The organism is Agrobacterium sp. CMT1 (assembly GCF_037203725.1).
Lineage (GTDB): Bacteria > Pseudomonadota > Alphaproteobacteria > Rhizobiales > Rhizobiaceae > Agrobacterium > Agrobacterium pusense.
This window is the reverse complement of record NZ_JBBCAR010000013.1, coordinates 19,959-46,241: the sequence shown is the minus strand read 5'-3', so window position 1 is coordinate 46,241 and position 26,283 is coordinate 19,959. Positions and strand designations below refer to the sequence as shown.

Annotated in this window: 25 protein-coding genes; 16 read left to right on the top strand and 9 right to left on the bottom strand. The window is 59.6% G+C overall.

Translation table 11 applies throughout. The features are described from left to right. Window positions 1–51: 51 nt before the first annotated feature. On the bottom strand, window positions 52–762 hold the full coding sequence (locus WA845_RS15320) for a phosphatase PAP2 family protein (RefSeq protein ID WP_282455074.1): 711 nt from the start codon (window positions 760–762) through the stop codon (window positions 52–54). A 298-nt stretch (window positions 763–1,060) separates the two neighbouring features. On the opposite strand from WA845_RS15320, the gene WA845_RS15315 reads away from it, so the two are divergent. Next, window positions 1,061–1,759 (top strand): response regulator, encoded by a 699-nt coding sequence (locus WA845_RS15315; protein ID WP_004437520.1) that lies wholly within the window; start codon window positions 1,061–1,063, stop codon window positions 1,757–1,759. Next, window positions 1,756–2,913 (top strand): ATP-binding protein, encoded by a 1,158-nt coding sequence (locus WA845_RS15310; protein ID WP_112555314.1) that lies wholly within the window; start codon window positions 1,756–1,758, stop codon window positions 2,911–2,913. The genes WA845_RS15315 and WA845_RS15310 overlap by 4 nt, the downstream gene beginning before the upstream one ends. 8 nt (window positions 2,914–2,921) lie before the next feature. On the opposite strand, the gene WA845_RS15305 is transcribed toward WA845_RS15310, so the two are convergent. Next, window positions 2,922–4,442, bottom strand: a complete 1,521-nt coding sequence (locus WA845_RS15305) for an MFS transporter (protein WP_112555312.1) — start codon at window positions 4,440–4,442, stop codon at window positions 2,922–2,924. A gap of 129 nt (window positions 4,443–4,571) precedes the next feature. On the opposite strand from WA845_RS15305, the gene WA845_RS15300 reads away from it, so the two are divergent. Together WA845_RS15300 and WA845_RS15295 are read left to right on the top strand one after the other, a co-directional pair. After that, the gene (locus WA845_RS15300; RefSeq protein ID WP_162719224.1) at window positions 4,572–5,423 is read left to right on the top strand and encodes a LysR substrate-binding domain-containing protein; all 852 of its coding nucleotides are present in this window, start codon (window positions 4,572–4,574) and stop codon (window positions 5,421–5,423) included. Between the two features lie 119 nt (window positions 5,424–5,542). Further along, window positions 5,543–6,325, top strand: a complete 783-nt coding sequence (locus tag WA845_RS15295; protein ID WP_044459515.1) for a pyrroline-5-carboxylate reductase — start codon at window positions 5,543–5,545, stop codon at window positions 6,323–6,325. Window positions 6,326–6,374: 49 nt separating this feature from the next. Here the strand turns inward: WA845_RS15295 and WA845_RS15290 are convergent, their stop codons facing one another. From WA845_RS15290 to WA845_RS15265, 6 genes are all read right to left on the bottom strand, one after another. After that, window positions 6,375–7,973 (bottom strand): MFS transporter, encoded by a 1,599-nt coding sequence (locus WA845_RS15290; RefSeq protein WP_112555309.1) that lies wholly within the window; start codon window positions 7,971–7,973, stop codon window positions 6,375–6,377. Beyond that, a complete protein-coding gene (locus WA845_RS15285; protein ID WP_112555307.1) occupies window positions 7,970–8,410 on the bottom strand; it encodes a DoxX family protein in 441 nt (146 codons plus the stop codon). The genes WA845_RS15290 and WA845_RS15285 overlap by 4 nt, the downstream gene beginning before the upstream one ends. Window positions 8,411–8,614: 204 nt before the next feature. Then, window positions 8,615–10,597: an amidohydrolase gene (locus tag WA845_RS15280; protein ID WP_337322441.1), complete on the bottom strand. Its 1,983-nt coding sequence runs from the start codon at window positions 10,595–10,597 to the stop codon at window positions 8,615–8,617. Next, on the bottom strand, window positions 10,597–10,887 hold the full coding sequence (locus tag WA845_RS15275; protein ID WP_006699976.1) for a XapX domain-containing protein: 291 nt from the start codon (window positions 10,885–10,887) through the stop codon (window positions 10,597–10,599). Before WA845_RS15275 ends, WA845_RS15280 begins: the two co-directional genes overlap by 1 nt. A gap of 73 nt (window positions 10,888–10,960) precedes the next feature. Then, a complete protein-coding gene (locus WA845_RS15270; protein WP_004437494.1) occupies window positions 10,961–11,650 on the bottom strand; it encodes a hydrolase in 690 nt (229 codons plus the stop codon). A 140-nt stretch (window positions 11,651–11,790) separates the two neighbouring features. Beyond that, on the bottom strand, window positions 11,791–12,723 hold the full coding sequence (locus WA845_RS15265; protein WP_004437491.1) for a ring-cleaving dioxygenase: 933 nt from the start codon (window positions 12,721–12,723) through the stop codon (window positions 11,791–11,793). 119 nt (window positions 12,724–12,842) lie between these two features. Between WA845_RS15265 and WA845_RS15260 the strand changes: the two genes are divergently transcribed. The 3 genes from WA845_RS15260 to WA845_RS15250 all read left to right on the top strand — a co-directional run bounded on the left by WA845_RS15260 (window position 12,843) and on the right by WA845_RS15250 (window position 15,028). After that, window positions 12,843–13,742 carry a LysR family transcriptional regulator gene (locus tag WA845_RS15260; RefSeq protein WP_004437488.1) on the top strand — a complete coding sequence of 300 codons (900 nt, stop codon included), beginning with the start codon at window positions 12,843–12,845 and terminating at the stop codon, window positions 13,740–13,742. Between the two features lie 195 nt (window positions 13,743–13,937). Next, window positions 13,938–14,561 carry a TetR/AcrR family transcriptional regulator gene (locus WA845_RS15255; protein WP_072495007.1) on the top strand — a complete coding sequence of 208 codons (624 nt, stop codon included), beginning with the start codon at window positions 13,938–13,940 and terminating at the stop codon, window positions 14,559–14,561. Between the two features lie 23 nt (window positions 14,562–14,584). Then, window positions 14,585–15,028, top strand: coding sequence for an SRPBCC family protein (locus tag WA845_RS15250; protein WP_004437482.1), 444 nt, complete (start codon window positions 14,585–14,587; stop codon window positions 15,026–15,028). 219 nt (window positions 15,029–15,247) lie between these two features. On the opposite strand, the gene WA845_RS15245 is transcribed toward WA845_RS15250, so the two are convergent. Continuing rightward, window positions 15,248–15,715, bottom strand: coding sequence for an Lrp/AsnC family transcriptional regulator (locus tag WA845_RS15245; RefSeq protein ID WP_112555303.1), 468 nt, complete (start codon window positions 15,713–15,715; stop codon window positions 15,248–15,250). A gap of 120 nt (window positions 15,716–15,835) precedes the next feature. Here WA845_RS15245 and WA845_RS15240 point away from each other — a divergent pair, with 120 nt between their 5' ends. From WA845_RS15240 to ehuC, 9 genes are all read left to right on the top strand, one after another. Beyond that, on the top strand, window positions 15,836–17,314 hold the full coding sequence (locus WA845_RS15240) for an NAD-dependent succinate-semialdehyde dehydrogenase (protein WP_112555301.1): 1,479 nt from the start codon (window positions 15,836–15,838) through the stop codon (window positions 17,312–17,314). A 13-nt stretch (window positions 17,315–17,327) separates the two neighbouring features. Then, on the top strand, window positions 17,328–18,731 hold the full coding sequence (locus tag WA845_RS15235) for an aspartate aminotransferase family protein (RefSeq protein ID WP_112416528.1): 1,404 nt from the start codon (window positions 17,328–17,330) through the stop codon (window positions 18,729–18,731). A gap of 169 nt (window positions 18,732–18,900) precedes the next feature. After that, window positions 18,901–20,349, top strand: coding sequence for a MocR-like ectoine utilization transcription factor EhuR (ehuR, locus tag WA845_RS15230; protein ID WP_108081752.1), 1,449 nt, complete (start codon window positions 18,901–18,903; stop codon window positions 20,347–20,349). A 68-nt stretch (window positions 20,350–20,417) separates the two neighbouring features. Then, entirely contained in the window at window positions 20,418–21,437 is a 1,020-nt protein-coding gene (eutB, locus tag WA845_RS15225) for a hydroxyectoine utilization dehydratase EutB (protein ID WP_162719223.1), read from the top strand. Further along, window positions 21,434–22,447 carry an ectoine utilization protein EutC gene (gene eutC, locus WA845_RS15220; protein ID WP_112555299.1) on the top strand — a complete coding sequence of 338 codons (1,014 nt, stop codon included), beginning with the start codon at window positions 21,434–21,436 and terminating at the stop codon, window positions 22,445–22,447. The genes eutB and eutC overlap by 4 nt, the downstream gene beginning before the upstream one ends. Beyond that, window positions 22,444–23,622 (top strand): ectoine hydrolase DoeA, encoded by a 1,179-nt coding sequence (doeA, locus tag WA845_RS15215; protein WP_112555297.1) that lies wholly within the window; start codon window positions 22,444–22,446, stop codon window positions 23,620–23,622. The genes eutC and doeA overlap by 4 nt, the downstream gene beginning before the upstream one ends. 4 nt (window positions 23,623–23,626) lie before the next feature. Next, a complete protein-coding gene (gene doeB / locus WA845_RS15210; protein ID WP_112555295.1) occupies window positions 23,627–24,640 on the top strand; it encodes a N(2)-acetyl-L-2,4-diaminobutanoate deacetylase DoeB in 1,014 nt (337 codons plus the stop codon). Between the two features lie 60 nt (window positions 24,641–24,700). Next, window positions 24,701–25,552 carry an ectoine/hydroxyectoine ABC transporter substrate-binding protein EhuB gene (gene ehuB, locus WA845_RS15205; RefSeq protein WP_004437452.1) on the top strand — a complete coding sequence of 284 codons (852 nt, stop codon included), beginning with the start codon at window positions 24,701–24,703 and terminating at the stop codon, window positions 25,550–25,552. A gap of 60 nt (window positions 25,553–25,612) precedes the next feature. Continuing rightward, window positions 25,613–26,278, top strand: a complete 666-nt coding sequence (ehuC, locus tag WA845_RS15200) for an ectoine/hydroxyectoine ABC transporter permease subunit EhuC (protein WP_112555293.1) — start codon at window positions 25,613–25,615, stop codon at window positions 26,276–26,278. The last annotated feature ends 5 nt before the right edge of the window (window positions 26,279–26,283 follow it).

Below are 26,283 nucleotides of genomic sequence, written 5' to 3'. Positions count from 1 at the left end.
CAGCGGTTTCCGCTGCCCTTTTGATATTAGCGGTCGGATGCCCGACGGGCGTTATTGTTCGGCAAACGGTCTTGTTTCGTCGGAGCGCCGCGCACCATCGCTCTTGCGCGAAAAAGTCGCGTCGATCGCACGCCCATTGTTGATGAACGGCCGATGGACCAGAAGAAATACCGCAAACATCAAAGGCCATGCAATCAGGACATCCGAGAGGAAATGAGCTCCCATCGCCACCCTGTTCAGGGAGAAAATCACGATGAACGGCGTCAATATCGCGGTGCCGATCAGGCGAAATTTCTCTGGCAGGAGAATGATGAAGGCCAGAAGGGCGATTGCGGAAGCGCTTTCACCGGAAGGAAAAGAGCAGTTTCGGGTGCAGCTGCCACCGAGGGAAAGAACCGGTGTATAAACCAGCTCTCCCCCGAACTCTGCGAGATGCCGCGGCCTTGCCCTGCCGACCAGGTTTTTCAGGGCATGCACCGCAGCGCCCGGTCCTAGGGCAAAAAAGACGATAATAAGCAGCAGTCTGTGTGGTGGAAAAAGCCGTGGCAAGCCGCGCGAGAAGGGCATTACGACAAGCATGAACACAAGTCCGGACAGCAAGACCCAGGGAAGCCTGCGGTTCAGATCGCGAACGGAAATCAGGAACTCGTCCTCGCCGAGTGTGAAACCTTCCGCCCAGAATTGCCGGCTTACTCCAAGATCGATATCCGGCCTGATCGTAAAGACAATCATCATCGCAAGGGCGACCAGAAGAGCCAGCACAAAGGGACTGCAGGAGGCACGCGCAAATGCCTGACGAATGACAGAAATAAAGTTGACACGAAATTTCGACCGTTGGGTCAAACGCCGCTTTTTGGGGTGGGTTTTATGGGTGAGAGACTGGTGCATGGCCAGTTCTCTTCCGCAGAAATGTCAAGGCTCTGCGGAGAAAGACACAAGAGTGTATGGAAAGGAGTGCCGGTGGGATCCATTCAGGCACAGCGGCTCTTGCCCGATGTTCCGCATCCGCTTAGCGTCCCGGCGCTGCCACGGCCGACACCAGTAAACTTGCGGATTGAGTATGGACAAAGGACTAATTCTAATCGTCGAAGACGACCCCGATATTATTCAGATCCTAGACGCCTATCTCGTTCGCGAAGGATACAGAACCGTCAGAGCCAGCGACGGAGAAACGGCGCTGACCCATTTCTCCATGTTGAGACCTGATCTGGTTCTCCTCGACATTCGCCTGCCGAAATTCGACGGCATCGAGGTTTTGAACCGCATCCGGCGGGAACGGGAGACGCCTGTCATCATGGTCACATCTCTCGCCGAGGACATGGACAAGCTGACGGGCCTTCGCCTCGGCGCTGACGACTACATCGTCAAACCTTTCAATCCGCATGAATTGATCGCGCGGGTGAATGCCGTGCTGAAACGCACGCGGCAACCGGGCTCTGGCGGAGTTTTACGTTTCGGGCCCATTGAGGTAGACACCGAAGCCTATGTCGCAGCCGTCTGCAACGACGGTCAGCGGGCCGTTCTGCCGCTCACGCTGAGCGAGTTCAGGATCCTCGCCCATATGGCGCGTCGTCCCACCCACGCCTTTCAGCGTGCCGATATTCTTGACGCCTGCCTGCCGGAAAGCGATGCGCTGGCGCGCACTATCGACACACACATCGCCAATCTGCGCAAAAAACTGACGGACCATGGCGCCTGCGGTTATCTCGTCTCGGTGCGCAGCATCGGTTATCGGCTGGCAGGGGAGCAAAAACCATGAAGCCTTGGCGGCTCCGCCTGCGGACGATGACGGCGATCACGATCACTACAATGCTCATCTTTGCGGTTGCGTTGGTCTATTTCGGCGTTTCCTGGTATGCGGACAATATTCAGGAGCGCATGATCGCCCAGCTATCGCCGGATGCCTCCAAGGCCTTCTCGGATATAGACCGGGGTGTGATGCCGGACCAGCGTCAGCTTGAGGCCCTTGTCAGGGTTTTGCCGGGCCTCGAGGACGAGGCCGATAACGAGCTTATCAAATCCGTATTCATTTTCGGATTGCTCGGTGTCTTTCTCTGCAGCTTGCTTGGTTACTTCATCTCTCGGCGCATTGCGGCACCTCTCGGCGAACTTGCCGATGCAGCGCGGCGCATGGCGACCGGCAACTTCAGCGGAGGAGCAGAGATCAAGGGGAGCCACATCGCAGAGGTCGCATTTCTCGTCGACAGTTTCGAGAGCTTGGTCCGGGAACTTCAGATGATGGAGCACCGGTTGAAGTTCAACACGATGGCGGTAGCCCATGAACTGCGCACCCCGCTCACGATCCTGCAGGGCCGTTTGCACGGCATTGCCGATGATCTCTTTCCCCTCGACAAGGAAGCCATTCGCCACCTCATCGTCCATGTGGAGGGGCTGGCACGTCTCGTGGATGATTTGCGCACGCTTTCTCTGGCCGAAACCAACAGCCTCGTCAAAGATACCGAGCCACTTGATCTTGCCGCCGAATGCGCGGCCGTGGCGGAGGCGGCGCGGCCGCTCATGAACGAAGCAGGCATTGATCTCGAGATGTCGCTGGAGGCAGCATCAGTTTGCGGCGACCGTCAACGCCTTCGGCAGCTGCTGCTTATCCTGATGGACAATGTGCGCCGCTACGCGGCGAGCGGCGGGTTTATGCGTTGCTCGACCGGGCTTCAGGACGGGCGCGCCTTCGTCTCGATCGAGGATAAAGGGCCGGGCTTCCCCGCCGGCGTCGAGGCGCACGGCATCGAACTCTTCTGGCGGATGGAACCGTCACGCGCGCGCAAGACCGGCGGGACAGGTCTCGGCCTGTCCATTGCCCGCGCAATCGCACAGGCGCATGACAGCGATCTGCAAATAAAGGCGCGTCCGGAGGGCGGAACGATCGTGACCGTCATTTTCCGGGAGGCATCCTGAACTCCACCCTAGTCATGGGCAGGCTTTCGCGCCGGCCCGAAGATCATGAAGCTGATGGCGGTGAGTAGCCATACACTGATGCCGGCATAAAGCATGACCAGGCCGAACCCATCCGCAAGCGCCCGGTGGACAAGCTCTTCCGAAACGCCCTGCGCCGAGGCGCCAGCAGTTCCCGCGGCGATCTTTTCCGCCAGCGACTGCACATGAGACACATCCGCCCCGATCGGCAGGTTCGCCCGAAGCGACGCCCCCACGCCCTCGACCAGAATAAAGCCCATGATTGGAATGTTGATGGCAAGCGAGATCATGCGTGCGCTCATGTCGATGCCCGAAGCCATGCCCGAACGGGCGGGCGAAACCGCGCCCGTGGTCGTGTTGGTAACGGGGGTATTGGTAAGTCCGAGCCCCATTCCGGCGAGGATGCAGCCGGGCAGCATTGTAAGCCAGTTCGCCTCTTCGATACCGCTTCCCAGCTTCATCAGCATGAAGCCGAGGCCGATAGTGAACAGTCCTGCCGGAATGACGAGGCGGGGTTGGTAGCGCAGCGACAGGCGTTCCGCCAGAGGCGGGACCACCAAGGCTGGCAGCGTATAGGCAAGCAGGCCGAGCCCGGCGGTGACGCTGTCATAACCGAGGCCAGCCTGAAACCAGATCGGCAGATAGATCATGAACGGCCAGAAGCTGATATTCATCGCGGCCGAACCGATGATCGCCCCGGAAAAAGGCCGGATGCGGAACACTGAGAAGTCGAACATCGGTCTTGAGATAAGCTTTTCGGCAATCAGGAAGGCGATGAAGCTCGCAGCCGAGGCGCCAAGGATCAGAAGCGCCGCCGGGCTCGCAAAACCAAGCTCGGGTCCCTGTGTGATGAAAAAGGCCAGGCAAAAAACGGACAGCGAAAGCGTGGCCATGCCGGCGATATCCAGACGTGCCGCCTCCGGGTCACGCGATTCTCTCACACCGCCCGAAGCAAGCAGCCACGTCACGATGGCGAGCGCTACGTGAACGAGGAAAACCCATTCCCAGCTCCACAGCGCAACAATGGCACCACCGATGATCGGGCCGAAACCGAGCCCAACGCCCGAGATGATTCCCCACCAGCCGAAGGCCATGCCGCGCTCCCGCGCCGTACGGAACTGGTGCGACAGAATGGCGATCTGGCACACCAGCATCGCTCCACCGCTCAAGCCCTGAAAGAAGCGCGCGCCGATCAGCACCGGAACATTCTGCGTCATTCCGCAGGCAAGGGAAGAAAGGGCAAAGGCAGCAATACTGGCAATAAAGACACGTTTGCGGCCGAAGCGGTCGGCCAGCGCACCGGTTGCCATCAGCACCATGGTCACGCCGATGGTATAGGCATTCATGATCCACTGGAGTTGCCGGAAATCCGCGTGCAGTACCTGTTCCAGTGTCGGCAGGATCGCCGGAACGCTGGAGATTTCCAGTCCGAACATAAGAGCGGAGAGACAAACGGCAGCGAGCGCCATGGCGCTTCTGCTGCCCGTTTGTTCGGTAATAGCAAGGGTCATTCTTCAGCCTTTCTTGGCTCGGCTCGCAACTGTGAAACCGATCTACGGAGGCGACAGGCTAGACAAAGCTTGACCATAACTGAATTGGATGATTGACTATTTCAGAGACAACAAATTGGAATAGTCGACATGAGCACGCTGGATGTGGAGGCCGTCGAAGCCTTCGTTACCATCGCCGATATGCAGAGCTTCACCCGCGCGGCCGAAGCGCTCGGCACCACCCAGGGCGCGATCAGCGTCAAGCTCAAGCGATTGGAAGACAGGCTGGGCCAGCGGCTGCTCGAACGCACACCGCGTTCGGTGCGGCTATCCGCGCAGGGTGCAGTGTTTTTGGCGCCCGCCCGCGAGTTTCTCGCCGCACACGATCGCGCATTGGCAGGCTTTTCCTCACCGCGCCGTCGTTTTGGCCTCGGCATTGCCGCCCACGTGGCAGGACCGGAGGTGCCAACCCTTCTGGCCCGCCTCAACGACCGTGACCCGGGCCTGACGATTGAAGTGCGGATGGACCATTCGCGCTCCCTGCTCGACGCGTTCGACCGTGGGGAAATCGACGCGGCCATCATCAGACGCGAGGACGACCGGCGCGATGGCGAGGTTCTCGGACCGGAGCATTTCGGCTGGTATGCAACCCCGCAATTCGAACATCGTCAGGGTGAACCGTTGCGGCTTGCGGCACTGTCTCCCGCCTGTGGCGTGCGTGATATAGCCACCCGCGCCCTGGACGGGGCTGGCATAGCCTGGACGGAGGTTTTCCTCGGCGGCACATCGTCCATGGTAACCGCGGCCGTTTCGGCGGGACTTGCGATTTCCGCCTTCTCCTCCCGTCTTGCCCCACCCGGCACCGTGGAGGTGAGCCAGCGTTTTGGGCTGCCTTCCCTGCCTTCCACCGAAATCATCATGTTCTCGACCCTGACGGACAGCAGATCGCGTGAGGCGTTGCGAACGCTCGCTGCCGCTTTTCGCGAGCATCGGCCGACCTAAGTGCCGTGGCGTCACAGATAGCCCGACCGCCTGTCGACATTTACCGGTGGAAAATCTAGCATCGCGCCAAACTGGAAGGACCGACCATCTCTCGATCCAGCCGCCACAGTGGAGTATTCATGTCCCTGCCCCAAAAAATCGGTTTTATCGGAACAGGCGCCATCACCGACGCGATGGTACGCGGCCTGCTTGCCAGACCCGCCGCCGTACCACATGTCATGGTGTCCCAGCGCAGCGCGGATGTTTCGGCTGAACTGGCTGCCGATTTTTCGCAGGTGATCGTCTCAAGCGACAATCAGGCGATCGTCGATGGCTGCGATACCGTCATGCTGGCAATCCGTCCCCAGATCGCCGAGGAGGTCATCCGGCCGCTACGGTTCAGGGACGAACAGAAAGTCATCAGCGTCGTGGCTGCGACCAGCCGGGAAACCCTTCTCGACTGGATCGATGCGGATGTACATCTCACCCAGGCGATCCCGCTGCCCTTCGTCGCCCGCCGCAAAGGCGTCACCGCCATTTATCCCGCCGATAGGGATACGGCAGCAATCTTCAACGTGCTCGGCAATGCGGTGGAATGCGAGACCAAGGCCGAATACGACCTTCTGGCCGCCGGAAGCGCTCTGATGGCTACTTATTTCGGCATCATGCAGACAGCTACGGAATGGTTGGCCGAAAACGGACTGCCGGAAGAAAAGGCGCGTGCCTATCTTGCGCCCCTCTTTGGCGGCCTCTCCGAGGTGGCGGTGTTGGCCGGAAGCAAGGCGGATTTTAACGATATCAGCCGTGAATTCGCCACCAAAGGCGGCCTCAACGAACAGGTGCTCAAAGACTTCGATGGCAAAGGCGGTTCAAAGGCCTTGAAAGATGCATTGAGCCGCGTGCTCGAGCGGATTGCGCGATAGCAGCCGGTGCAACGGTAGGAACAAAAAGGGGCCTTTCGGCCCCTTCTGTTTATGCCTTGCCCGGACGGTTGATCGTCAGGAAGTGGCGCACGACAGGCTTTTCCAGCCCGGAATGATAAGCCAGCACCTTGCCCTGCAAATCTGCATCGGCATTGGAGACCCGCTTGTGCTGGCGAAGATGTTCCGCCCAGGATTCCACCATGAACCATTCGACGATCTTCTGCGGGTCGGCGGAGTCTTCCGTGACACCCCAGCCATAGGCGCCATCGCGGCGACGTTCCTGGGAAAGCTCGTCGAGTGCATGCAGGAAAGCGGAGCGGTGATGCTTTTCGACATTATATTCGATCAGGATCAGCACCGGGCCGCGATCATGGGCCACCGGCTCGGCAACGAGCGGTTCCGGCCAATGGTTTGATGGCACCATATCCGCATCACCCGCAGGCAGTTTCAGGCGGTGCATGACAAGGCCCGCAACCAGCAGTCCCGCAGCACCGATCAGCAATGCACCCGGCACACCTGTGGCTTCACCAACAGCACCCCAGCCAAGGCTGCCGGCTGTCATCGCGCCGTTGAAGACGGTGAGATAGACAGCAAGGCCACGGCCACGTACCCAGTTTGGCAGAACTGCCTGGGCGGCCCCGTTCAGCGTCGTTAGAGCGGTGATCCATGCGCCGCCGAGGAACAGCAGGACGATGATGGCAAGCCACTTCGGCGGTGCGAGTGAAAGCGCGGCCATGACGAGTGCGGTAATGGCGGCAGCACCGAGAAGCAGGGCATCTGCATCGAAACGTTCGCGCAGCTTCGGCATGACCAGCGCGCCGCCGATGGCGCCAGCGCCGACAGCACCGAGCAGGATACCGTAGAAGCTGGCGTCTCCGCCGAGCAATTGCCGGGCAACCAGGGGCAGCAGCGCCCAGACGGCGCTGGCGAAAGCGAAGAAGATCGCGGCCCGCAGCAGCACGACATGAAGCGGTTTGCTGGCACGGGTGTAACGAAGGCCCGCCCGGAAAGCGCCGAGGAAACCTTCGGCCAGCGCATCATCAGCGTTCTTTACCCGTGGCCACCACAAAAGGGCGGCGATGACGACGAAGTAACTGGCGACATCGGCGCCATAGGTAAAGGCCGCGCCGAAGGCCGCAAGCAGGATGCCGCCAGCAGCCGGACCGATGGAACGGGCGATATTGATGCCGAGCGAGTTCAGAGCCACGGCGCTCTTGATATCCTCGCGCTTCACCAGTTCCGGTACGATGGCCTGCCAGGTCGGGCCCATCAGCGCCGCACCGACACCGCCGAGGAAGGTGAGACCGATCAGGGCGCTGACGGACAAAAGGCCGGTGTGCGCAAGAACCATGAGTGTGACGCTGACAGAGGCCAGCAACAGCTGAACTGCGATCAGGAACTTGCGGCGGTCGAGAATATCGGTCAGCACGCCGGCCGGGATCGCCAGAAGAAAGATCGGCAGGGTTCCAGCGGCCTGCACCATGGCGACAGCCGCCGGAGAGGCCGAAAGATCGGTCATCAACCATGAACTCGCGACATCACGCATGAAGCTGCCGGTATTGCCCAGCACAGTCGCGGCCCAGAGGACGGCGAAGACCGGTTGTGCAAGCGGAGCAAAACTGCTTGCGGAGGATTTTGCGGCGCTCATTTGCCCGTTCCTTTCGTGAGATCGATTGCAGCGACGACGACAAATGCGCCAGCGAGACCTAGATGTTCAAAGAAGGCATTGGTGGCCATCATGCGGTCCATGCCCGGCGCCATTTCCCAGAAGCGGAGAGCGATGAAGGTGGCGGCAAGAGTGAAGCCCGCCAGTGCCAGAGCTCCGGCCCAGCGCAGGAAGCCCGACACGACCAGAGCGGAGGCGGTGAGTTCGAACAGGATGACGACGACGGCGAATGCGGCCGCCGGCTGAAGACCAAAATGGTTCATCTCGGCAATCGCCCCGGGAAAGTCGAAAATCTTCGTCAGCGGTCCCTGAATATAGGCCGAGCAAAGCGCCAGAAGCGCAAGGGTTTTTGTGGCGGGTGCGGCAACGATATCCGCAAGGAAGACCCGAAGGCGAAGGGTTGAAAACGGCTCAGTCATAATGTGCTCCTACTGGCCGTTCGGTTCGAGCGGCGCTGGCGTTCATCTGATGGAGCGATATTGGCGCAAAGGATTACCGCCAACAATTGCATCAATAGTTTCGATATAATTGCGTAATTTGTAATATTCTTTTATCGGTTATTGGTCGTATCCCACGGGCGGCACATGCGCCGCCCGTGAGTGGGCTTCTTTTGCCGATGAAGCTTATACCGCCCAGCAGGAGCAGCCCAGGGCACCGAAGAAGCCTTTGAGATCGGCAATCGGCAGCTTCGATGTCCAGGCACCGGCATGGTCGTGACCATGCACACCGCAATCGCTGGCGCAGCCGCAGGTGGAGATGGCCGTGCGGCGCAGCGAGCGGGCGCCGGCGCCATCCGGTTCACCCCAGGCGGCGTAGCCGCCGAACTTGCGCACTGGCGACCAGTCTGGCATGGCCGGCGGAATATTGCTCTCGTCCAGTGCCTTGAAGTCACCGGCGCCATAGACGACCTTGCCACCCACCATCGTCAGTTCCGAGGTAAGGAAGGAGATTTCATCCTCCGCACAGGAGAAGAAGTCCTTGTCCGGCACCACGAGATCGGCGAACTGGCCTTTCTCGATGCGGCCCTTCTTGCCTTCTTCATTCGAGAACCAGGTGACTTTTTCCGTCCACATGCGCAGCGCCGTTTCGCGGTCTAGGCAATTGGCGCGCGGGTAAAGCTGCATGCCGCCAACGGTCTTGCCGGTCACCATCCAGAAGAGCGACACCCACGGATTGTAGGAGGCGACGCGCGTTGCGTCCGTTCCAGCCGAAACGTTCACACCCTTATCGAGCATGCGCCGGATCGGTGGTGTGGCTTCGGCCACGCCCTGACCATAACGTTCAACGAAATATTCGCCCTGATAGGCCATGCGGTGCTGGGTGGCGATGCCACCGCCAAGCGCGGCGATACGGTCGATGGAGCGGTCAGAAATGGTTTCTGCGTGGTCGAAGAACCAGTTAAGCCCTTCGAGCGGGATATCACGATTGACCTTTTCGAAGACATCCAGCGCCCGCGAAATGGTCTCGTCATAGGTGGCATGCAGGCGCCAGGGCCAGCGGTTTTCCGCGAGAATCCGGACAACATCTTCAAGTTCGCCTTCCATCTCCGGCGGCATATCGGGCCGCGGCTGACGGAAATCCTCGAAATCGGCCGCGGAAAAGACCAGCATTTCACCCGCACCATTGTGCCGGAAATAATCGTTGCCCTGCTTGTATTTGACCGATTGCGTCCAGTTGAGGAAGTCTTCCTTTTCCTGTTTCGGCTTCTGCGTGAAGAGGTTGTAGGCCAGCCGAACGGTCATCTGGTTCTCATCTGACAGCTTCTGGATCACCTCGTAATCATCCGGATAATTCTGGAAGCCGCCGCCGGCATCGATGACGCCGGTCACACCCAGCCGGTTCAGTTCGCGCATGAAATGGCGGGTGGAATTGACCTGATAGTCGAGCGGCAGTTTCGGCCCCTTGTCAAGCGTCGAATAGAGAATGCCGGCATTCGGCTTGGCGAGCAGCAGGCCGGTGGGATTGCCGTTGGCATCACGGGTGATTTCGCCACCGGGCGGGTTCGGCGTGTCCTTGGTATAACCGACGGCACGCAGCGCCGCGCCGTTAAGCAGCGCCCTGTCGTAAAGATGCAGAAGGAAGACCGGCGTATCCGGCGCGACCGCATTGATCTCCTCGATGGTAGGCAAACGCTTTTCGACGAATTGGTGCTCGGTGAAACCGCCGACGACGCGCACCCATTGCGGGGCTGGCGTTATCGCGACCTGGCGTTTCAGCATGTCCATGGCATCGGCAAGCGAGCGCACGCCGTCCCAGCGCAGTTCCATATTGAAGTTCAGGCCCCCACGCACGACGTGGGTGTGGTTGTCGATCAGGCCCGGCAGAACCCGCTTGCCCCTCAGGTCGATGATCTTCGTTTCCGGCCCGGCAAGGGCCATGACCTCGGTATCGCTTCCCACCTCCAGAAACAGACCATCCTTGATGGCGACTGCCGTTGCATTCGGATTGGCACGATCAAGTGTCGTGACGCGGCCATTGTGAAGGATGGTATCTGGATGCATGGACGAAGCTCCGCTCTTGATGGGATCAGCGGCCTTAGCCGGTGAAAACAGATTCGGAAAGGCGAGACTGGATGCCGCGCCGAGGAAAGTGCGTCGTGTCGGCATCAGCTTCTCTCCCTCTCGATGGGTGCGTTGCCCTTGGCAATATCTACCGTTTCGACACCACCCCTGGGCATATGACCGAACATGTGCGGCTTGATCTGGTTGAACCACGAAACGGCGGCCGGTTCCCTGTCTATGATCGTTCTTGCGAAAGGGATGATCTGTTCTCCGACCAGGATGCCCAGCAGACCGACCAAGGCAATGACGGGCGGCGCGGGCGAACGCACATTGAGCAGGCTGTAAACGATGCCGACGAGCAGGCCGGCGCCAAGCGACAGAAGATAGACTTTCATGGAAACCTCCTTTGGGTGGATAAAGCCGCGCCGGCCGGTATATTGATCCCGCCGGCGCGTCAGGGTTGAAAGCTTATTTCGCGGGGTTAGGGCCGATGCGCTTGCCGTGCTTGACGCGCTCAGCACCGCCATGAACATGCGTGACCGCATAATCGATGCCCATGCCGTAAGCGCCTGAATGTTCCTTCACCAGCGAGGTGACGGCGTCATAGGTTTCCTTGCGGGCCCAGTCGCGCTGCCATTCCAGCAGCACCTGCTGCCAGGTGACGGGGATGACGCCCGCCTGCACCATGCGGTCCATGGCATATTTATGCGCATCGACAGAGGTGCCGCCAGATGCATCCGCCACCATGTAGATTTCGTAATCGGCGACATCATGCAGCGCCGAAAGAGCGAAGGTGGTGTTGCACACTTCCGTCCAGAGGCCGGAAACAACAATCTTCTTGCGACCGTTGGCAGCATTCTTCGCCAGGGCATCGCGGACATTCTGGTCATCCCAGGAATTCATCGAGGTACGTTCGAGAATGTCGTTTTCCGGGAATACTGCCAGCAGTTCCGGGAAGGTGTTGCCGGAGAAGCTTTCCGTTTCAACCGTGGTGATTGTCGTCGGAATGTTGAAGATCTTTGCAGCCTTGGCGAGGCCGACGACATTGTTCTTCAGGGTCTGGCGATCGATCGACTGCACACCGAAAGCCATCTGCGGCTGCTGGTCGATGAAGATGATCTGGCTGTTGGCGGGAGTAAGGACTTCAAGCTTCGACATGGTGGTTCTCCGTTCAGGTGGTGATTGCCGATCGACGGCGGTGAAATTGACAAGGCTTCGCCGGTCAGCTGCCCGGCAGGGGCAGCCGCCTTGAAAGCGTGGATATGATTTCTTCGGTGGATGCGGATCAACGACCCGCTTTATGCCGCAAGGGGAGCGAGGTTCGCCTCGATCTGATTGCGGAAAGGCTCATAACGGCTTGGCAGCTTGAGCGCTTCGCCCAGATGCGCGGTATCCTCGTCGCGATCGAAACCGGGTTCGTTGGTGGCGATTTCGAACAGGATGCCGCCCGGCGTGCGGAAATAGATCGCCCAAAAGTAATCGCGGTCGATGACAGGGGTGACCTGATAGCCGGTGTCCATCAGCGCCTTGCGCACGTCCAGCTGCTTTTGACGGTTTTCAACCGCGAAAGCGATGTGATGAACCGAACCGGCTCCCGGACGGGCAAAGGGCGTCTTTGGCAGTGTGGCGAGATCAATCGTATCGGCGCCGTTGCCGCCGGGAATGACGAAGCGGGTTACATCGCCTTCTACATCGGCGCGCTCATATCCCATGAAGCGAAGCAGTTCCTCGGTCGCGGCCGTATCATTCAGATTGAAGCGCGCACCGGTGAAGCCGCGTATGGCGTTGTCTTCGGAGATGCCCTCGGCAAGCCATGGAGCGCGAGCATCGTTATCCGTTTCGATCAGCGCGAGTCCATCGCCATCCGGACCGGTAAAACGCAGGCGCTGTGCACCGAAGACCGTATCGGCCTGAAGGCCGGCGGCACCTTTCGTAATGAGACGATCTTTCCAGAAGCCGAGCGAACCCTTGGGGACGGAAAACTGTGTCTCGCCCACTTCGCCGACGCCCGGACGGCCGGCCATCATGTTGGCGAAGGGAAAATACGTCATGACGGTGCCCGGGGTTCCCTTTTCGTCACCGTAATAAAGGTGATAGACGCTTGGCTCGTCGAAGTTAACGGTTTTCTTGACCCGGCGCAGGCCGAGCGTATCGGTGAAGAAGCTGTTGTTCTGCCGCGCATCCGACGCCATCGAGGTAACGTGGTGCAGGCCCTTGATATCCTTGATCATCGTCGGCGCCTTTCGCTGTTGGTATGCCCGTTTCGATGGAGAAAGATGTAACCCGCTTGATTGCATCGCGGAATTGCAATATTTTTCTCGAATGAATTGCGATTTTTGAAATAATAGAGATGAACGATCACAAAGCTCTCAAAACCTTCCTGATGGCGGCCGAAAAGCGCAACTTCGCGCAGGTGGCCCGTGAACTCGGCATGACGGCAGCGGCCGTCACCCGTGCGATTGCAGCACTTGAAGATGATCTCGGCGTGCAATTATTCGTCCGGACCACCCGTCAGGTATCGCTCACGACGGACGGGGCCGTCTTCGCCGCACAGATTCAGCCGGCGGTCGAGGCTTTGGAGAACGCCCGGCGCGATGTTCGCAACGCCCACAAGGCCGACGAGGGACGCCTGAGGATCAGCGCGCCGACATGGCTCGGCAAAACGGTGCTGCCGCCGATCCTGTCGGGCTTCCGGGAACTCTATCCGAAAATGTGCTTCGAGATTTCGTTATCGGACGGCCTGGTCAATATCGTGGATGATGACTACGATCTGGCGATCCGTATCTCGTCCGCCCCATCGGACAAATTCACCATATGGCGCAAGATCAGGGCTGTACCGCGCATATTGGTGGCGGCTCCGGGCAGCCGGTTCGCGCAGATGAAACACCCCGCTGAACTGACGCCTGACGATTGCCTTGCCTACAGCGGCGAGAGCCGTCGGGAGAATTGGGTTCTGTCAGATGGCGGGTCAAGTATCACGATAACGGCAGGTCGTGCCTTCAGCGCCAATAGCGGCGAGGTTCTGGCCGATATGGCTGCGGATGGCGCAGGGGTCGCCTTGCTGCCGGGCTTCAACATCGCACAGCATATCCACAGCGGCCGCCTCGTCCATGTCCTGCCCGGCTGGTCGCCGCCGGAACTCTGGCTGACGCTCTATTATCCGCCCTATCAGGCCCTGCCGCCCCGCATCGCAACTTTCTCGAAATTTTTCGAAGAACAGTTACCAGCCTACATGGTGGCGCTGGAGTAGAACTGCCCGGATCTGCGCATTTTAATGACGGCGCGGGAGCGGCGCGCTCCCTCGCGTGATCGAGCGCGCGCCTTCTGTTATGCGCCATCCTGCCCAACAATATTGGACCGGGAAGTCACCGGACAACACACCAGTAAAATTCCGCTTGATTAAATACCGACTAGTCTGTATTTAATCAAGCAAGGGAGATTTGATGTGGCAAGGAAACAGAACCCATTGACCAGGCCGGGCCTGCTGGAGGCGGCATTTACCGTCATCCGGACGAAAGGTTACGCCGCGACGACAGTTGACGATGTCTGCGCCAAGGCCGAGCTGTCCAAAGGTGCGTTCTTTCACCATTTCTCCAGCAAGGAGGAAATGGCGGTCGCGGCTGCCCAGCACTGGTCGGAGGTAACCGGTGCCGTGTTCGAAACCGCGTCCTATCATGATGCCGCTGATCCACTGGAGCGACTGCTGAACTATGTCGCCTTCCGCAAGCAGTTGATACAGGGCGACTTGCCGGATTTTACCTGCTTTGTCGGCACCATGGCGCAGGAGGTTTACGAGACCAGCGAGGCGATCCGGCAAGCGTGCTGGACCAGCATTTCAGGCCACGCCGAAACACTTGTCAGCGATATCGAAGCAGCCCTGAATCAATACAGGATAACAGAGACATTTACGGCGGAAAGTCTTGCCCTGCACATTCAAGCCGTCATCCAGGGCGCCTTCATTCTGGCAAAAGCGAGCGGGAATCCGCAGCAAGCCGTCGAAAGCCTCGACCATCTTCACCGCTATATCCGGCTGCTGTTCAGCCCGACAATGATCGACCACGTTGAATGACAACGCATCAACAGGAGGAAACCATGCCAAGCGTCATTCGTCTACATCGCGTCTTCGCAACGAAACCCGAAAAGCTCTATCGCGCGTTCATCGAACCGGATGCGATTTCAAGCTGGCTCCCGCCATTCGGGTTCACCTGTACCGTTCATGAACTGAATGCGAAGGTCGGTGGCAATCACCGGATGTCTTTCCGAAATTTCACGACGGGCGACAGTCATTCCTTTGGCGGGACCTATGTTGAACTCGTGCCCGGAGAGCGCCTTGTCTACACGGACCGCTTCGACGATCCCAACCTGCCTGGCGAAATGAAAGTCACGGTGAGCATGAAGGCAGTGGCATCCGGCACCGAAGTGAATATCGAACAGGAGGGCGTGCCGGATATCATTCCGGCTGATGCATGTTATCTCGGCTGGCAGGAGTCACTGCGCAAGCTTGCCAAACTCGTGGAACCCGAAATCACGCAATAGCGCGCGACAATGTTCCAAATTGCGAGCGCATGATCTGCCTGCGCAGGGCTTACATGAACTCCCAGCTCCCGGAGGCTCCGGATCTGTCATCGCACGGATATCCGGGCCTCCTTCCTTTCCCCCGCTGCTTGGGCAGGGTCTTGCAGCCCGTCCAGAACTCGAACGACCGTACAAAAGGCGGAAGTCCCGACACAGACATGTTGGCAGGCCTCTGGCCGGTCAGTCTTCGATAGGAAAGGCGAATCCGGCCTTCACGCGGTCCATGACGACCATTGTCTTGAACCCTTTAATGTCGTGGTTTTCATAAAAGAAGCGGCGGGTGAAGGCCTCGTAGTCCTCCATGTCCTTTGCCGTGATTACCAGAATGAAATCGGCATCGCCGGTGACATAATAGCCGATCATGACTTCGCGCGTCGCACGGATCGCCGACTTGAAGCGATCGACGATGTCCGCGCGCTCCCGTTCCAGCGACACGAGGACGATCATGGTGATGCCCCGTCCCACGGCTTTGGGCGAGATGATCGCCACATCCGCCTCGATCACTCCCTCCTCCCGTAATCGCTTGAGCCGCCTCTGGCAGGCCGTCGGCGAGAGATTGACGATCCGCGCAAGCTCCTCCGACGTCAGACGGTTGTTCTTTTGCACGGCGTCAAGCAGCGCCCTGTCGGCTCGATCAATATCGGTCATGCAGAATTCCTGCGTAGTTGGGTAAAATTAGCATTATTTCTGCGTCAAGCAGGAAATAAATGCCGGAGATCGATCATGCAGCGACGCTAAGCTCCACGCAAATGAAAACGGAGCATATTCATGAAAGGTATTGCCAGCGCCGCGTTGAAGAACCTTCGCCGGCCCGATCTGATCGAGCATCGCGCCTTTTTGGACGGGGTATGGGTGGAGCGCAGCGAGAGGCTGAGCGTCATCGACCCAGCAGGCGGCGACCATCTCGTGGATGTGACCGCCTGCTCTCTCGATGATGTCGATTCCGCCATAGAGGCCGCAAGCGCAGCCTTCCTTCACTGGCGCGAGACGCTGCCGGTAGAACGCGGCGACATCCTGCGGAGCTGGGGCAGACTGATGCGCGACAATGCGCGCGATCTCGCCACTATCATCAGCGCCGAGCAGGGCAAGCCGCTGGAAGAATCGCTGGGGGAAATTTCCTACGCGGCCAATTTTCTCGACTGGTTCGCGAGCGAAGGCGAGCGATCCTATGGCGAGACAATACCGAGCCACCTGAAAGGTGGCAATCTCTCCGTACGGATGCAGCCGATCGGCGTAACGGCAGCGATCACGCCATGGAACTTCCCGTCAGCCATGATAGCCCGCAAGGCAGGAGCGGCCCTTGCCGCCGGTTGCACCATGATCGTCAAGCCGGCACCCGAAACTCCGCTCTCGGCGCTGGCTCTGGCAAAACTTGCGGAGGAGGCAGGCATGCCGGCCGGCGTATTGCAGGTACTGCCCGGTGAAGCCGCGCCTCTGGCGCGTCGTCTTCTGGAGCACACCGATGTGCGGGCGTTCTCCTTCACTGGCTCGACGGAGGTCGGGCGGCTGCTCCTTACCCAGTCGGCGGCAACCGTCAAGAAAGCGTCGCTGGAGCTGGGTGGTCATGCACCCTTCATCGTATTTGGGGATTCTGATCTTTCTCAAGCGGTGGCGGGGTGCATCAGCGCCAAATTCGCTACATCTGGCCAGGACTGCCTGGCGGCAAATCGCATCTATGTTCAGCGAGCGCTGTATGACCGCTTCATCGATCGGTTTGCCGACGCAACTTCCAGACTGACCGTTGGCCACGGCCTTGAACCGGGCATCGACATTGGGCCGATGACACGGCCATCGGTCGCCGAAAAGTGCCGTCAGCAGATCGCACAGGCGCTCTCCGCTGGCGCGCGCCTCGTCTGCGGCGGGCAGGACAGTCCGCTCGGCGGCAATTTCGTAACGCCAACCGCGCTGGCTGATGTGACTGACGACATGCTGATCGCACGTGAGGAAACCTTCGGGCCTGTGGCCGCCATCCTTCCCTTCGATGACGAGAATGAGGTCGTCCGCCGCGCCAATGCAACCGAGATGGGACTTGCGGCCTATGTCTACACCAACGATCTGGGCCGGGCGATGCGCCTGACCGACCAGCTGGAATACGGCATGGTTGCCGTCAATACGCCGAAATTCACCGGTGCGCCAATTCCCTTCGGCGGCTGGAAACAATCCGGCCTCGGTCGCGAAGGCTCGCGCCACGGCCTGATGGAATATCTTGAACCCAAATATGTCTGCTTCGGCAATCTGGCTGCCTGAAAGGAACCCGCCTATGACCATCGACATCAAAAATATCGCGGAAATGGATCGAAATGCGGTTCTGCACCCCTTCACGCAGCTGAAAGACTTCGCCAGCGGCAAGCTCGGGGAACCGACCATCGTTGAAACCGGCAAGGGCATCCGCATTCAGGACGCCCACGGCAAGCAGTTGATCGATGGCTTTGCCGGTCTTTATTGCGTCAATGTCGGTTATGGTCGCACCGAGGTGGCGGAAGCCATTTCCCGTCAGGCCTATCGGCTCGCCTATTATCATTCCTACGCCGCCCACACGACGGATGAACTGGCGATCCTGTCCGACCGGCTGGTGAAGATGGCGCCCGGCAAGATGAGCAAGGTGTTTTACGGCATGTCCGGCTCGGACGCCAACGAGACCCAGGCAAAGCTCGTCTGGTATTACAACAATCTGCGCGGCAAGCCGGAGAAGAAGAAGATCATTTCCCGCGAGCGGGGATATCACGGCTGCAGCGTCGTTTCCGGTTCCATGACCGGCATGAGCTTTTATCATGACCACATGGACCTGCCGCGCGCTGGCGTGCTGCATACCGGCGTCCCCCACCATTATTGGGGCGCTGAAGCCGGTGAAACCGAACTGGAATTCTCAAAACGGCGCGCCGACGAACTGGAAGAGCTCATTCTGCGCGAAGGCCCCGACACAATCGGTGCCTTTATTGCTGAACCGGTGCTTGGCACGGGGGGTATCACGCCGCCGCCGGAAGGCTACTGGTCGGCGATACAGGATGTTCTCAGAAAATACGATGTCCTGTTGATCGCCGATGAGGTGATTACCGGCTTCGGGCGTACAGGCTCCATGTTCGGCTCACAACATTACGGCATCGAGCCGGATCTGATCACCGTCGCCAAAGGGCTGACATCAGCCTATTTCCCGCTCTCCGGCGCGATCGTAGGAGAGAAAGTCTACAAGGTGATGGAGGACGGCGCTGATCGCGTCGGCGCCTTCTCGCACGGCTATACCTATTCCGGACATCCCATCGGTGCGGCTGCGGCAAACGCCGTGCTTGATATCGTGGAAAAGGAAGACCTGCCGGGCAATGCACGGGCCGTCGGCAACTATTTTCAGGAGCAGTTGAAGGCAAGGTTCGCACAGCTTCCAATCGTCGGCGAGGTGCGTGGCGTGGGCCTGATGGGTGCCATCGAATTCGTGGCGGACCGGGAAAAGAAGACACGTTTTGCACCGGGTCTTGCGGTTGGTGCACGCGTTTCGAAGGCAGCACGCAATGGCGGCCTTATTGCGCGGGCCATGCCGCATGGCGATATTCTGGGCTTTGCACCGCCGCTCGTGACGACGAAGGCGGAGGTGGACGAGATCATCGCCATCGCCGAAGCCGCCGTCCGCAGCGTCATGGATGATCTGGTCCAGGCTGGCGAAAAAATCTGATCACCAGCCAGGCTTTTACCGGACGGGGAACTGGTCGTCTGGACAGCAGGGAGATGACGATTGCGCCTGTTTTGGATGCAATTGTCATCTACGCTGCATAAGGCTTCATCTTTTCACCGAACCGTGCATAATGTCATGAAATCATCTTCGTCTAAAACGAGACAATTTCATGCGCCGTCAAGCCAATCCGCTCAGCCTCGATCCGGTTCCCGCAACGAAACCGGTGGCATGGCGGCCAGTTCTCGCCAAGCAGAAGGGCGAAACGAAACATTCGGCACTGACCGAACGCATCATCGCCGATATCGACGCCGGCGTTCTGAAGCCAATGGACCGCATGCCGACCCATCGCGACCTCGCCCGTGAACTCGGCCTTTCCGTCCAGACCGTCAGCCTCTCCTACAAGGAGGCCGAGCGGCTGGGCTATCTCAGCGGCGAGATCGGCCGAGGCACCTTCGTGAAGACACGGGTGACGGAACGGGCGGGCCGCATGATGCTCGACCACAGCCCGACTGAGGTCCTCGATCTCTCCATTATCCGCGGCGTCTATCTCGACGAGCATGAAAACGCCTCACGCGCCATCCTTCGTGAATTGGCCGATGGTGACAATTCGGGTTTCATGCGCCCCTGCCGGCCGGTGGCCGGCCTCGACAGCCATCGCGAAACCGCCCGAACCTGGCTCACCATGATGGGCGTGACCGCCGGTGCGGAGCGTATCCTCGTCACTAACGGCGCAGCCCACGGCATTTTCCTTGCCCTGAGCTGCATCATTCGATCGAACGACGTGGTTCTCTGCGAGAACCTCACGGACCACGGCATTATCGGCCTGTCGAACATTCTCGGTTTCAGTCTCAAGGGCCTGCCGACCGATGAAGAGGGCGTTTTACCGGACGCGCTGGAGGCCGCGTGTGCATCAGGCGGCGTCAGGGCGCTGGTGCTTATTCCCACCCTCAACAATCCCACGGGGCATGTATCGGGCGCGGAGCGCAGACGGGAGATTGCGACAATTGCCGAACGCTACGGCGTCTTTGTCATCGAAGACGAAGTTTATCGCCCGATCATCGAGGATGATTTGCCATCCATCACTGAAATGCTGCCCGATCTGGGCTTTTTCGTCACCAGCTTCACCAAGACGGTGCTGACCGGGCTGCGCGTTGGTTATCTCGTCGTACCACCCGCCTATTCCATCCGCGCCGCCTCCATCCTGCGTGTATCGAGCTGGAGTGGAACCTATCTCACGGCAGAAATCGCCACGCGCTGGGTAGAAAACGGCACCGCAAGGCGGCTGCTGGACGTCCAGCGCGCTGAAGCGCGCATGCGGCAGAAAATTGCCGCGGACATATTGAGCCACCATATCGCCTCGACCCACTCCCTGTCCTTTTGTGCCTGGCTGAAGGTTCCGCCACGCTGGACTGAGGACGGCCTTGTACGTGCGCTGACAAACCAGAATGTCGCGGTAACCCCATCAGAACCATTCATTGCCGGACCCGGCCATGGCGGCGGCATCCGCATATGCCTCGGCGGCCGCCTCAATCATGCAAGCCTGGCCAAGGCTTTAAACACCGTACGGCAGACCTTCGAGCAACTGCCCCCGGTCTATGATATCGGCTCGATCGGCTGAGGCAATCAGCCGAAAATCATTGAATCATTACAATATAATAATTGACATGATTTTACTTCGCTCACAACATGACAATCATGAAGAGCGAAAACCTGTCCATATCCGCCGAAAAAAGCCCGCTTCCGGTCTCGCTGGCCGCGATAGAGCAGGCGGCCGCGCGGCTTGCCGGACAGGTGGAGCGAACCCCGCTGGTCCGCTCGGACAATCTGTCCGAACGCTGTGGCCATCCCGTTCATCTGAAGCTTGAAAGCCGTCAACCAATCGGCGCCTTCAAACTGCGCGGCGCGATGAATGCCATATTCTCGCTTGACGATGAGGCGCGCAAACGTGGCCTCGTCACCGCCTCGACAGGCAATCATGGCCGGGCCGTGGCCTACGCTGCAGCCAAACTCGGCATTCCCGCCACCATCTGCATGTCGGCGCTAGTGCCGACAAACAAGGTGGAGGCAATCCGCGCGCTTGGCGCCGACATCCGGATCGTCGGCAGATCACAGGATGACGCGCAGGAGGAAGTGGAGCGCCTGACCAGAAGCCATGGCCTGACCCCTATACCTCCGTTCGATCATAGCGACGTCGTGGCGGGCCAAGGCACGATTGGTCTCGAGGTTGTCGAGGACATGCCTGAACTGGCGACAATTCTCGTTCCTCTCTCGGGCGGCGGTCTCGCGGGCGGTATCGCCGTTGCGGTGAAAGCGTTGAAGCCGAGGGCGCGGGTCGTCGGTATTTCCATGGAGCGGGGTGCGGCCATGCATGCGTCGGTTAAAGCCGGTCGCCCCGTCTCGGTCCAGGAGGAAGAAACGCTGGCGGATTCGCTCGGCGGCGGGATTGGACTGGCGAACCGTGTGACCTTTGCACTTTGCCAGGCATTGCTTGATGACATCGTGCTGGTTTCCGAAGACGAGATCGCAGCAGGCATCCGCCATGCGGCGCACGAGGAAGGCCTGAGGGTGGAAGGCGCGGGCGCCGTTGCCTTCGCTGCCGTCCTGTCGGGCAAGGTCAACATCAGCGGCCCGACCGCGATCATCGTATCGGGCGGAAACATCGATCCGGCGCTCCACAAGACCATCATCGACGGGGGAGCCGCATGAGCCGCATCACCATCCTCACCGAAAAAGACCTGCGCGCCGTCGTTAAGCTCGACCTTTCCGCGGTCGACTGTGTCGAGCAGGCCTTTGGCGCCCTTGCCACCAAAGCTGTCGCCATGCCGCCGATCCTCCGGCTCGATATTCCCGAGTTTCGCGGCGAAGTGGATGTGAAGACTGCCTATGTGCCGGGTTTCGACGGCTTTGCCATCAAGGTCAGCCCCGGCTTCTTCGACAATCCGACGCTTGGGCTACCGAGCCTCAATGGCCTGATGATCCTCTTCAGCGCGAGGACCGGGCTGGTGGAGGCCCTGCTTCTCGACAACGGTTATCTTACCGATGTGCGCACCGCTGCGGCCGGTGCAGTTGCGGCGCGGCACATGGCACGAAAGGACGCGTCCGTCGCAACGATTTTCGGGGCGGGCATGCAGGCGCGTCTGCAGCTCGAGGCTTTGACGCTGGTGCGGTCGATTAAAGCTGCGCGGATCTGGGCACGAAACCATGACAAGGCTGAGAAGCTCGCAAACGATTTTGCCAGGGAACACGGCATCGAAGTTTCCGCAGTGGCTGATCCACAGGCAGCGGTGCGAAACGCTGACATCATCGTCACCACGACACCGGCCGAAAAGCCAATCCTGCGCGCCGACTGGCTGGAACAAGGCCAGCATCTGACCGCGATGGGATCGGATGCCGAACACAAGAACGAGATCGATCCGGCCGTATTCGCCAGAGTGCGCTATGTCGCGGACAGGCTTACGCAGACACGCATTCTCGGCGAATTGCATCACGCGATTGCCGCGGGTTACGTCGAGCGGGATCAGTCCTTCGCCGAGCTTGGAGAGGTGATTGCCGGCAAGTCACAGGGCCGCCTCTCGAACGAAGACATCACCTTTGCCGATCTGACCGGCACCGGCGTGCAGGACACAGCCATCGCCAATCTCGCCTTTGCCCGCGCCAAAGACGCAGGCAGCGGCCAGATCATCGAAAACAGCGTAAAAATGGGAGACGCAGCGTGAGTGTAACGCTGAACTTTACGCGCGAGGAATATGCCGCGCGCCTGGCTAAAACCCGGAAAGCCATGGAAAGTGCCGGTATCGACCTGCTTGTCGTCACCGACCCGTCCAACATGCATTGGCTGACGGGTTATGACGGCTGGTCCTTCTACGTCCACCAATCTGTGCTCGTGCCGCCGGATGGCGAGCCGATCTGGTATGGCCGCAAACAGGATGCCAATGGCGCCAGGCGCACGGCGTACCTCGCCCATGAAAATATCATCGGCTATCCCGATCACTATGTTCAATCGACCGAACGGCACCCGATGGACCTGTTGTCGCAGATCATCGAGGAACGGGGCTGGTCAGGCCTGACGGTCGGTGTCGAAATGGACAATTATTATTTCTCGGCAGCAGCCTTCGCATCGCTGAACAAACATCTGCCAAACGCACGTTTCAAGGACGCCGCCGGCCTCGTGAACTGGCAGCGCGCTGTCAAAAGCCCAACCGAACTCGACTATATGCGCAAGGCCGGCAAGATCGTCGAACTGATGCATAAGCGTATCGTTGACGTCGTTGAACCGGGCATGCGCAAGTGCGATCTCGTGGCAGAGATATACGATGCCGGCATTCGTGGCACCGCAGAATTCGGCGGCGATTACCCCGCCATTGTGCCGCTACTTCCTTCCGGTGCCGACGCCTCCGCGCCGCACCTGACCTGGGACGACAAGCCGATGCGCTCAGGCGAAGGTACCTTCTTCGAAATCGCCGGCGCGTACCGTCGTTATCATTGCCCGCTGTCACGCACGGTCTTTCTCGGCAAACCGACAAAGGCATTCCTTGACGCAGAGAAAGCAACGCTCGAGGGCATGGAGGCCGGTCTTTCCGCAGCCAAGCCCGGCAATACCTGCGAAGACATCGCCAATGCCTTTTTTGCCGTGCTGAAGAAATACGGGATCATCAAGGACAACCGCACCGGCTATCCGATCGGACTTTCTTATCCGCCTGATTGGGGCGAGCGGACCATGAGCCTTCGCCCCGGCGACCGCACGGAGCTGAAACCCGGCATGACGTTCCATTTCATGACCGGCCTGTGGCTGGAGGACATGGGGCTCGAAATCACCGAGAGCATCGCGATTACCGACACCGGTGTCGAATGCCTTTCCAATGTACCGCGGCAACTCTTCGTGAAGGGCTGAGACGATGCTGAAGACCGCGCTTCGCCCCTCCCCGATCACGCCCTCCGTCGATTTTGACGCCAGGGGCGTGCAACACGGTCATCTGCGGCTGCCCTACAGCCGCGATGACAGTGCCTGGGGCTCGGTGATGATCCCGATCTGCGTTATCGCCAATGGTGAGGGGCCGACCGCCCTTTTGACCGGCGCCAATCACGGCGATGAGTATGAGGGGCCGGCGGCGCTTTTCGAACTCGCCCAGAGGCTCGAGCCGGCCGAAGTGAAAGGCCGCATCATCATTGTCCCAGCGCTCAACTACCCGGCCTTTCGCGCAGGTACACGCACCTCACCCATCGACCGGGGAAACCTCAACCGCAGCTTCCCCGGTCGCCCTGACGGTACCGTGACGGAGAAGATTGCCGACTACGTCACCCGTCATCTGATACCGCTCGCGGATATCGTTCTCGATTTTCATTCCGGCGGCAGGACGCTTGATTTCCTGCCCTATGCAGCGGCTCACGAATTGCCCGACAAAACTCAGGAAAGCCGTTGCTTTGATGCCGTGGCCGCTTTTGCTGCCCCCTATTCGATGAAGATGCTGGAAATCGACGCCGTCGGCATGCTGGACACGACCGTCGAGGAAATGGGCAAGGTCTTTGTCACCACCGAACTCGGCGGCGCCGGCACGGCGAGCGCGAAATCGATCGATATCGCCCGCAGGGGCACCATCAATCTGCTGCGACATGCAGGCATATTGGCCGGTTCGCCCGTTGCCGCGCCAAGCCGTTGGCTGGATATGCCCTCCAGCGACTGCTTCACCTTTGCCGAAGACGACGGTCTCGTCGCCTTTGTCCGCGATCTGGGAGACGCGGTCACGGTTGGTGAGACAATCGCACGGGTTTATCCCATCGGGAAAACCGGCCTCGCACCGGTCGATTACCGCGCCTCCATGTCAGGGCTGCTTGCCGCGCGCCACGTACCCGGCCTCATCAAGGCTGGAGACTGCCTTTCCGTCATCGCCACGGTCACGGAGAATACCTAGCCACCAGAACACCGTGAGATCCGAAAACGGACCACGCAACCCAACCAGAGGAGTTAGAACATGAAGATCACCAAATTCGCCGGCCTTTCCGCCCTCGCCCTTACCATCGGCGTGACGTCAGCCAGCGCGCTCACCGTCGAAGAAGTCAAAAGCCAGGGCTACATTCGCGCCGCCACGGCTAATGAAGTGCCCTATTCCTACATGCAGCCGGATGGCACCTCCGCTGGCATCGGCCCGGATGTGGCCAATGCGGTTCTGAAATCGATGGGCATCGAAGAGGTCAACTGGACGGTGACGCCCTTTGGCACGCTGATCCCCGGCCTCAAGGCCCGTCGCTTCGATTTTGCGGCCGCAGAACAGAATATCTCGCCCGAGCGCTGCAAACAGGTGGCCTTCACCGAGCCGAACTCATCCTATGGCGAAGGCCTGCTGGTGAAGAAAGGTAATCCGAAAAAGCTGACCACCTATGCCGATATCGCAAAGGACCCTTCATTGAAGGTGGCCGTCGTGTCGGGCGCGAACAATGTCGACTTCCTGCGCGCCGTTGGCGTCAAGGAAGAACAGATCGTCTTCATCCCAGCCAATGCCGACGCCATCCCAACCGTGCAGAGCCGCGCCGACGCCTATGCGGCCACGGAGCTGACGGTTTCGGAACTCGCCAAGGGTCAGGCGAACGTCGAGCAGGTAAAGCCTTTCACCGATCCGGTCGTGAAGGATGCGCCGGTGCGCAACTACGGCGGTTTCGCTTTCCGCCCGGAAGACAAGGAGCTGCGTGACGCCTTCAACGCTGCCCTGGTCGAATTCCGCAAGACCGACGACTACAAGAAAATTCTCGCCAAATACGGTCTCTCCGAACAGAGTATCGCGGCAGCGGCCGAAAAGAAGGTCGCCGATCTCTGCGCCGGCAAATAATGCCAGCCGGCGTCCGGGCATAACCGGGCGCCGTTCCTCGGGAATTCGGGAAAACTCCAGATGGACATGACTGCCTATCTGCCGATGTTGTGGCAAGGCGCCGTCGTCACCATGACGATTACGGTGGCAGCACTTGTCGTCGGCACCGTACTCGCTTTTTTCTTCGGCATTCTGCGCGTCGAGGGCGGACCCATCCTGTCGGCAATCGCGCTCTGTTATACGGAAGTGTTTCGCGGCACCTCGCTGCTGGTGCAGCTATTCTGGTTCTATTATGCCCTGCCGCTGGTCGGGTTGAGCTTCGATCCTGTCACGACGGGGGTGCTGGTGCTTGCCGCCCATGCTGGCGGCTACGGCGCGGAAATCGTTCGCGGCGCGCTGTCCTCCGTCTCGGTGCAACAGCTGGAAGCCGCACGCGCGCTGAACTTCACACGCATGCAGACGCTTTTTCGCATTTCCTTGCCACAGGCGATCGTCGAAATGATGCCGGCTTTCGGGAATCTGGCCATCGAGACACTAAAGCTTTCCTCGCTCGTCTCGTTGATCTCGATTGCCGATCTCACCTTCGCGGCACAGTCGATCCGCAACCTGACGCTGGACAGCGCCAGCATCTATTCGGTCACGCTGCTTTGTTACTTCGCGATGTCGCTGATCCTGATGGTCGTCATCCGGGCGATCGAACGCTTCGTGCGGCGCGGCAATGTCTTCCCGCGCACGCGCCATTCGTAAGGATA

Excerpts from the sequence above, each read along its gene's own strand:
- eutC (WP_112555299.1), top strand. The coding sequence starts at position 21,434 with ATGAGCCGCATCACCATCCTCACCGAAAAAGACCTGCGCGCCGTCGTT.
- WA845_RS15290 (WP_112555309.1), bottom strand. The coding sequence starts at position 7,973 with ATGAGCGCCGCAAAATCCTCCGCAAGCAGTTTTGCTCCGCTTGCACAA.
- WA845_RS15285 (WP_112555307.1), bottom strand. The coding sequence starts at position 8,410 with ATGACTGAGCCGTTTTCAACCCTTCGCCTTCGGGTCTTCCTTGCGGAT.
- ehuR (WP_108081752.1), top strand. The coding sequence starts at position 18,901 with ATGCGCCGTCAAGCCAATCCGCTCAGCCTCGATCCGGTTCCCGCAACG.
- WA845_RS15245 (WP_112555303.1), bottom strand. The coding sequence starts at position 15,715 with ATGACCGATATTGATCGAGCCGACAGGGCGCTGCTTGACGCCGTGCAA.
- WA845_RS15265 (WP_004437491.1), bottom strand. The coding sequence starts at position 12,723 with ATGATCAAGGATATCAAGGGCCTGCACCACGTTACCTCGATGGCGTCG.
- WA845_RS15275 (WP_006699976.1), bottom strand. The coding sequence starts at position 10,887 with ATGAAAGTCTATCTTCTGTCGCTTGGCGCCGGCCTGCTCGTCGGCATC.
- WA845_RS15235 (WP_112416528.1), top strand. The coding sequence starts at position 17,328 with ATGACCATCGACATCAAAAATATCGCGGAAATGGATCGAAATGCGGTT.
- ehuB (WP_004437452.1), top strand. The coding sequence starts at position 24,701 with ATGAAGATCACCAAATTCGCCGGCCTTTCCGCCCTCGCCCTTACCATC.
- WA845_RS15300 (WP_162719224.1), top strand. The coding sequence starts at position 4,572 with ATGAGCACGCTGGATGTGGAGGCCGTCGAAGCCTTCGTTACCATCGCC.
- WA845_RS15250 (WP_004437482.1), top strand. The coding sequence starts at position 14,585 with ATGCCAAGCGTCATTCGTCTACATCGCGTCTTCGCAACGAAACCCGAA.
- WA845_RS15240 (WP_112555301.1), top strand. The coding sequence starts at position 15,836 with ATGAAAGGTATTGCCAGCGCCGCGTTGAAGAACCTTCGCCGGCCCGAT.
- WA845_RS15260 (WP_004437488.1), top strand. The coding sequence starts at position 12,843 with ATGAACGATCACAAAGCTCTCAAAACCTTCCTGATGGCGGCCGAAAAG.
- WA845_RS15310 (WP_112555314.1), top strand. The coding sequence starts at position 1,756 with ATGAAGCCTTGGCGGCTCCGCCTGCGGACGATGACGGCGATCACGATC.
- WA845_RS15270 (WP_004437494.1), bottom strand. The coding sequence starts at position 11,650 with ATGTCGAAGCTTGAAGTCCTTACTCCCGCCAACAGCCAGATCATCTTC.
- eutB (WP_162719223.1), top strand. The coding sequence starts at position 20,418 with ATGACAATCATGAAGAGCGAAAACCTGTCCATATCCGCCGAAAAAAGC.
- doeB (WP_112555295.1), top strand. The coding sequence starts at position 23,627 with ATGCTGAAGACCGCGCTTCGCCCCTCCCCGATCACGCCCTCCGTCGAT.
- WA845_RS15315 (WP_004437520.1), top strand. The coding sequence starts at position 1,061 with ATGGACAAAGGACTAATTCTAATCGTCGAAGACGACCCCGATATTATT.
- ehuC (WP_112555293.1), top strand. The coding sequence starts at position 25,613 with ATGGACATGACTGCCTATCTGCCGATGTTGTGGCAAGGCGCCGTCGTC.
- WA845_RS15305 (WP_112555312.1), bottom strand. The coding sequence starts at position 4,442 with ATGACCCTTGCTATTACCGAACAAACGGGCAGCAGAAGCGCCATGGCG.
- WA845_RS15295 (WP_044459515.1), top strand. The coding sequence starts at position 5,543 with ATGTCCCTGCCCCAAAAAATCGGTTTTATCGGAACAGGCGCCATCACC.
- WA845_RS15280 (WP_337322441.1), bottom strand. The coding sequence starts at position 10,597 with ATGCCGACACGACGCACTTTCCTCGGCGCGGCATCCAGTCTCGCCTTT.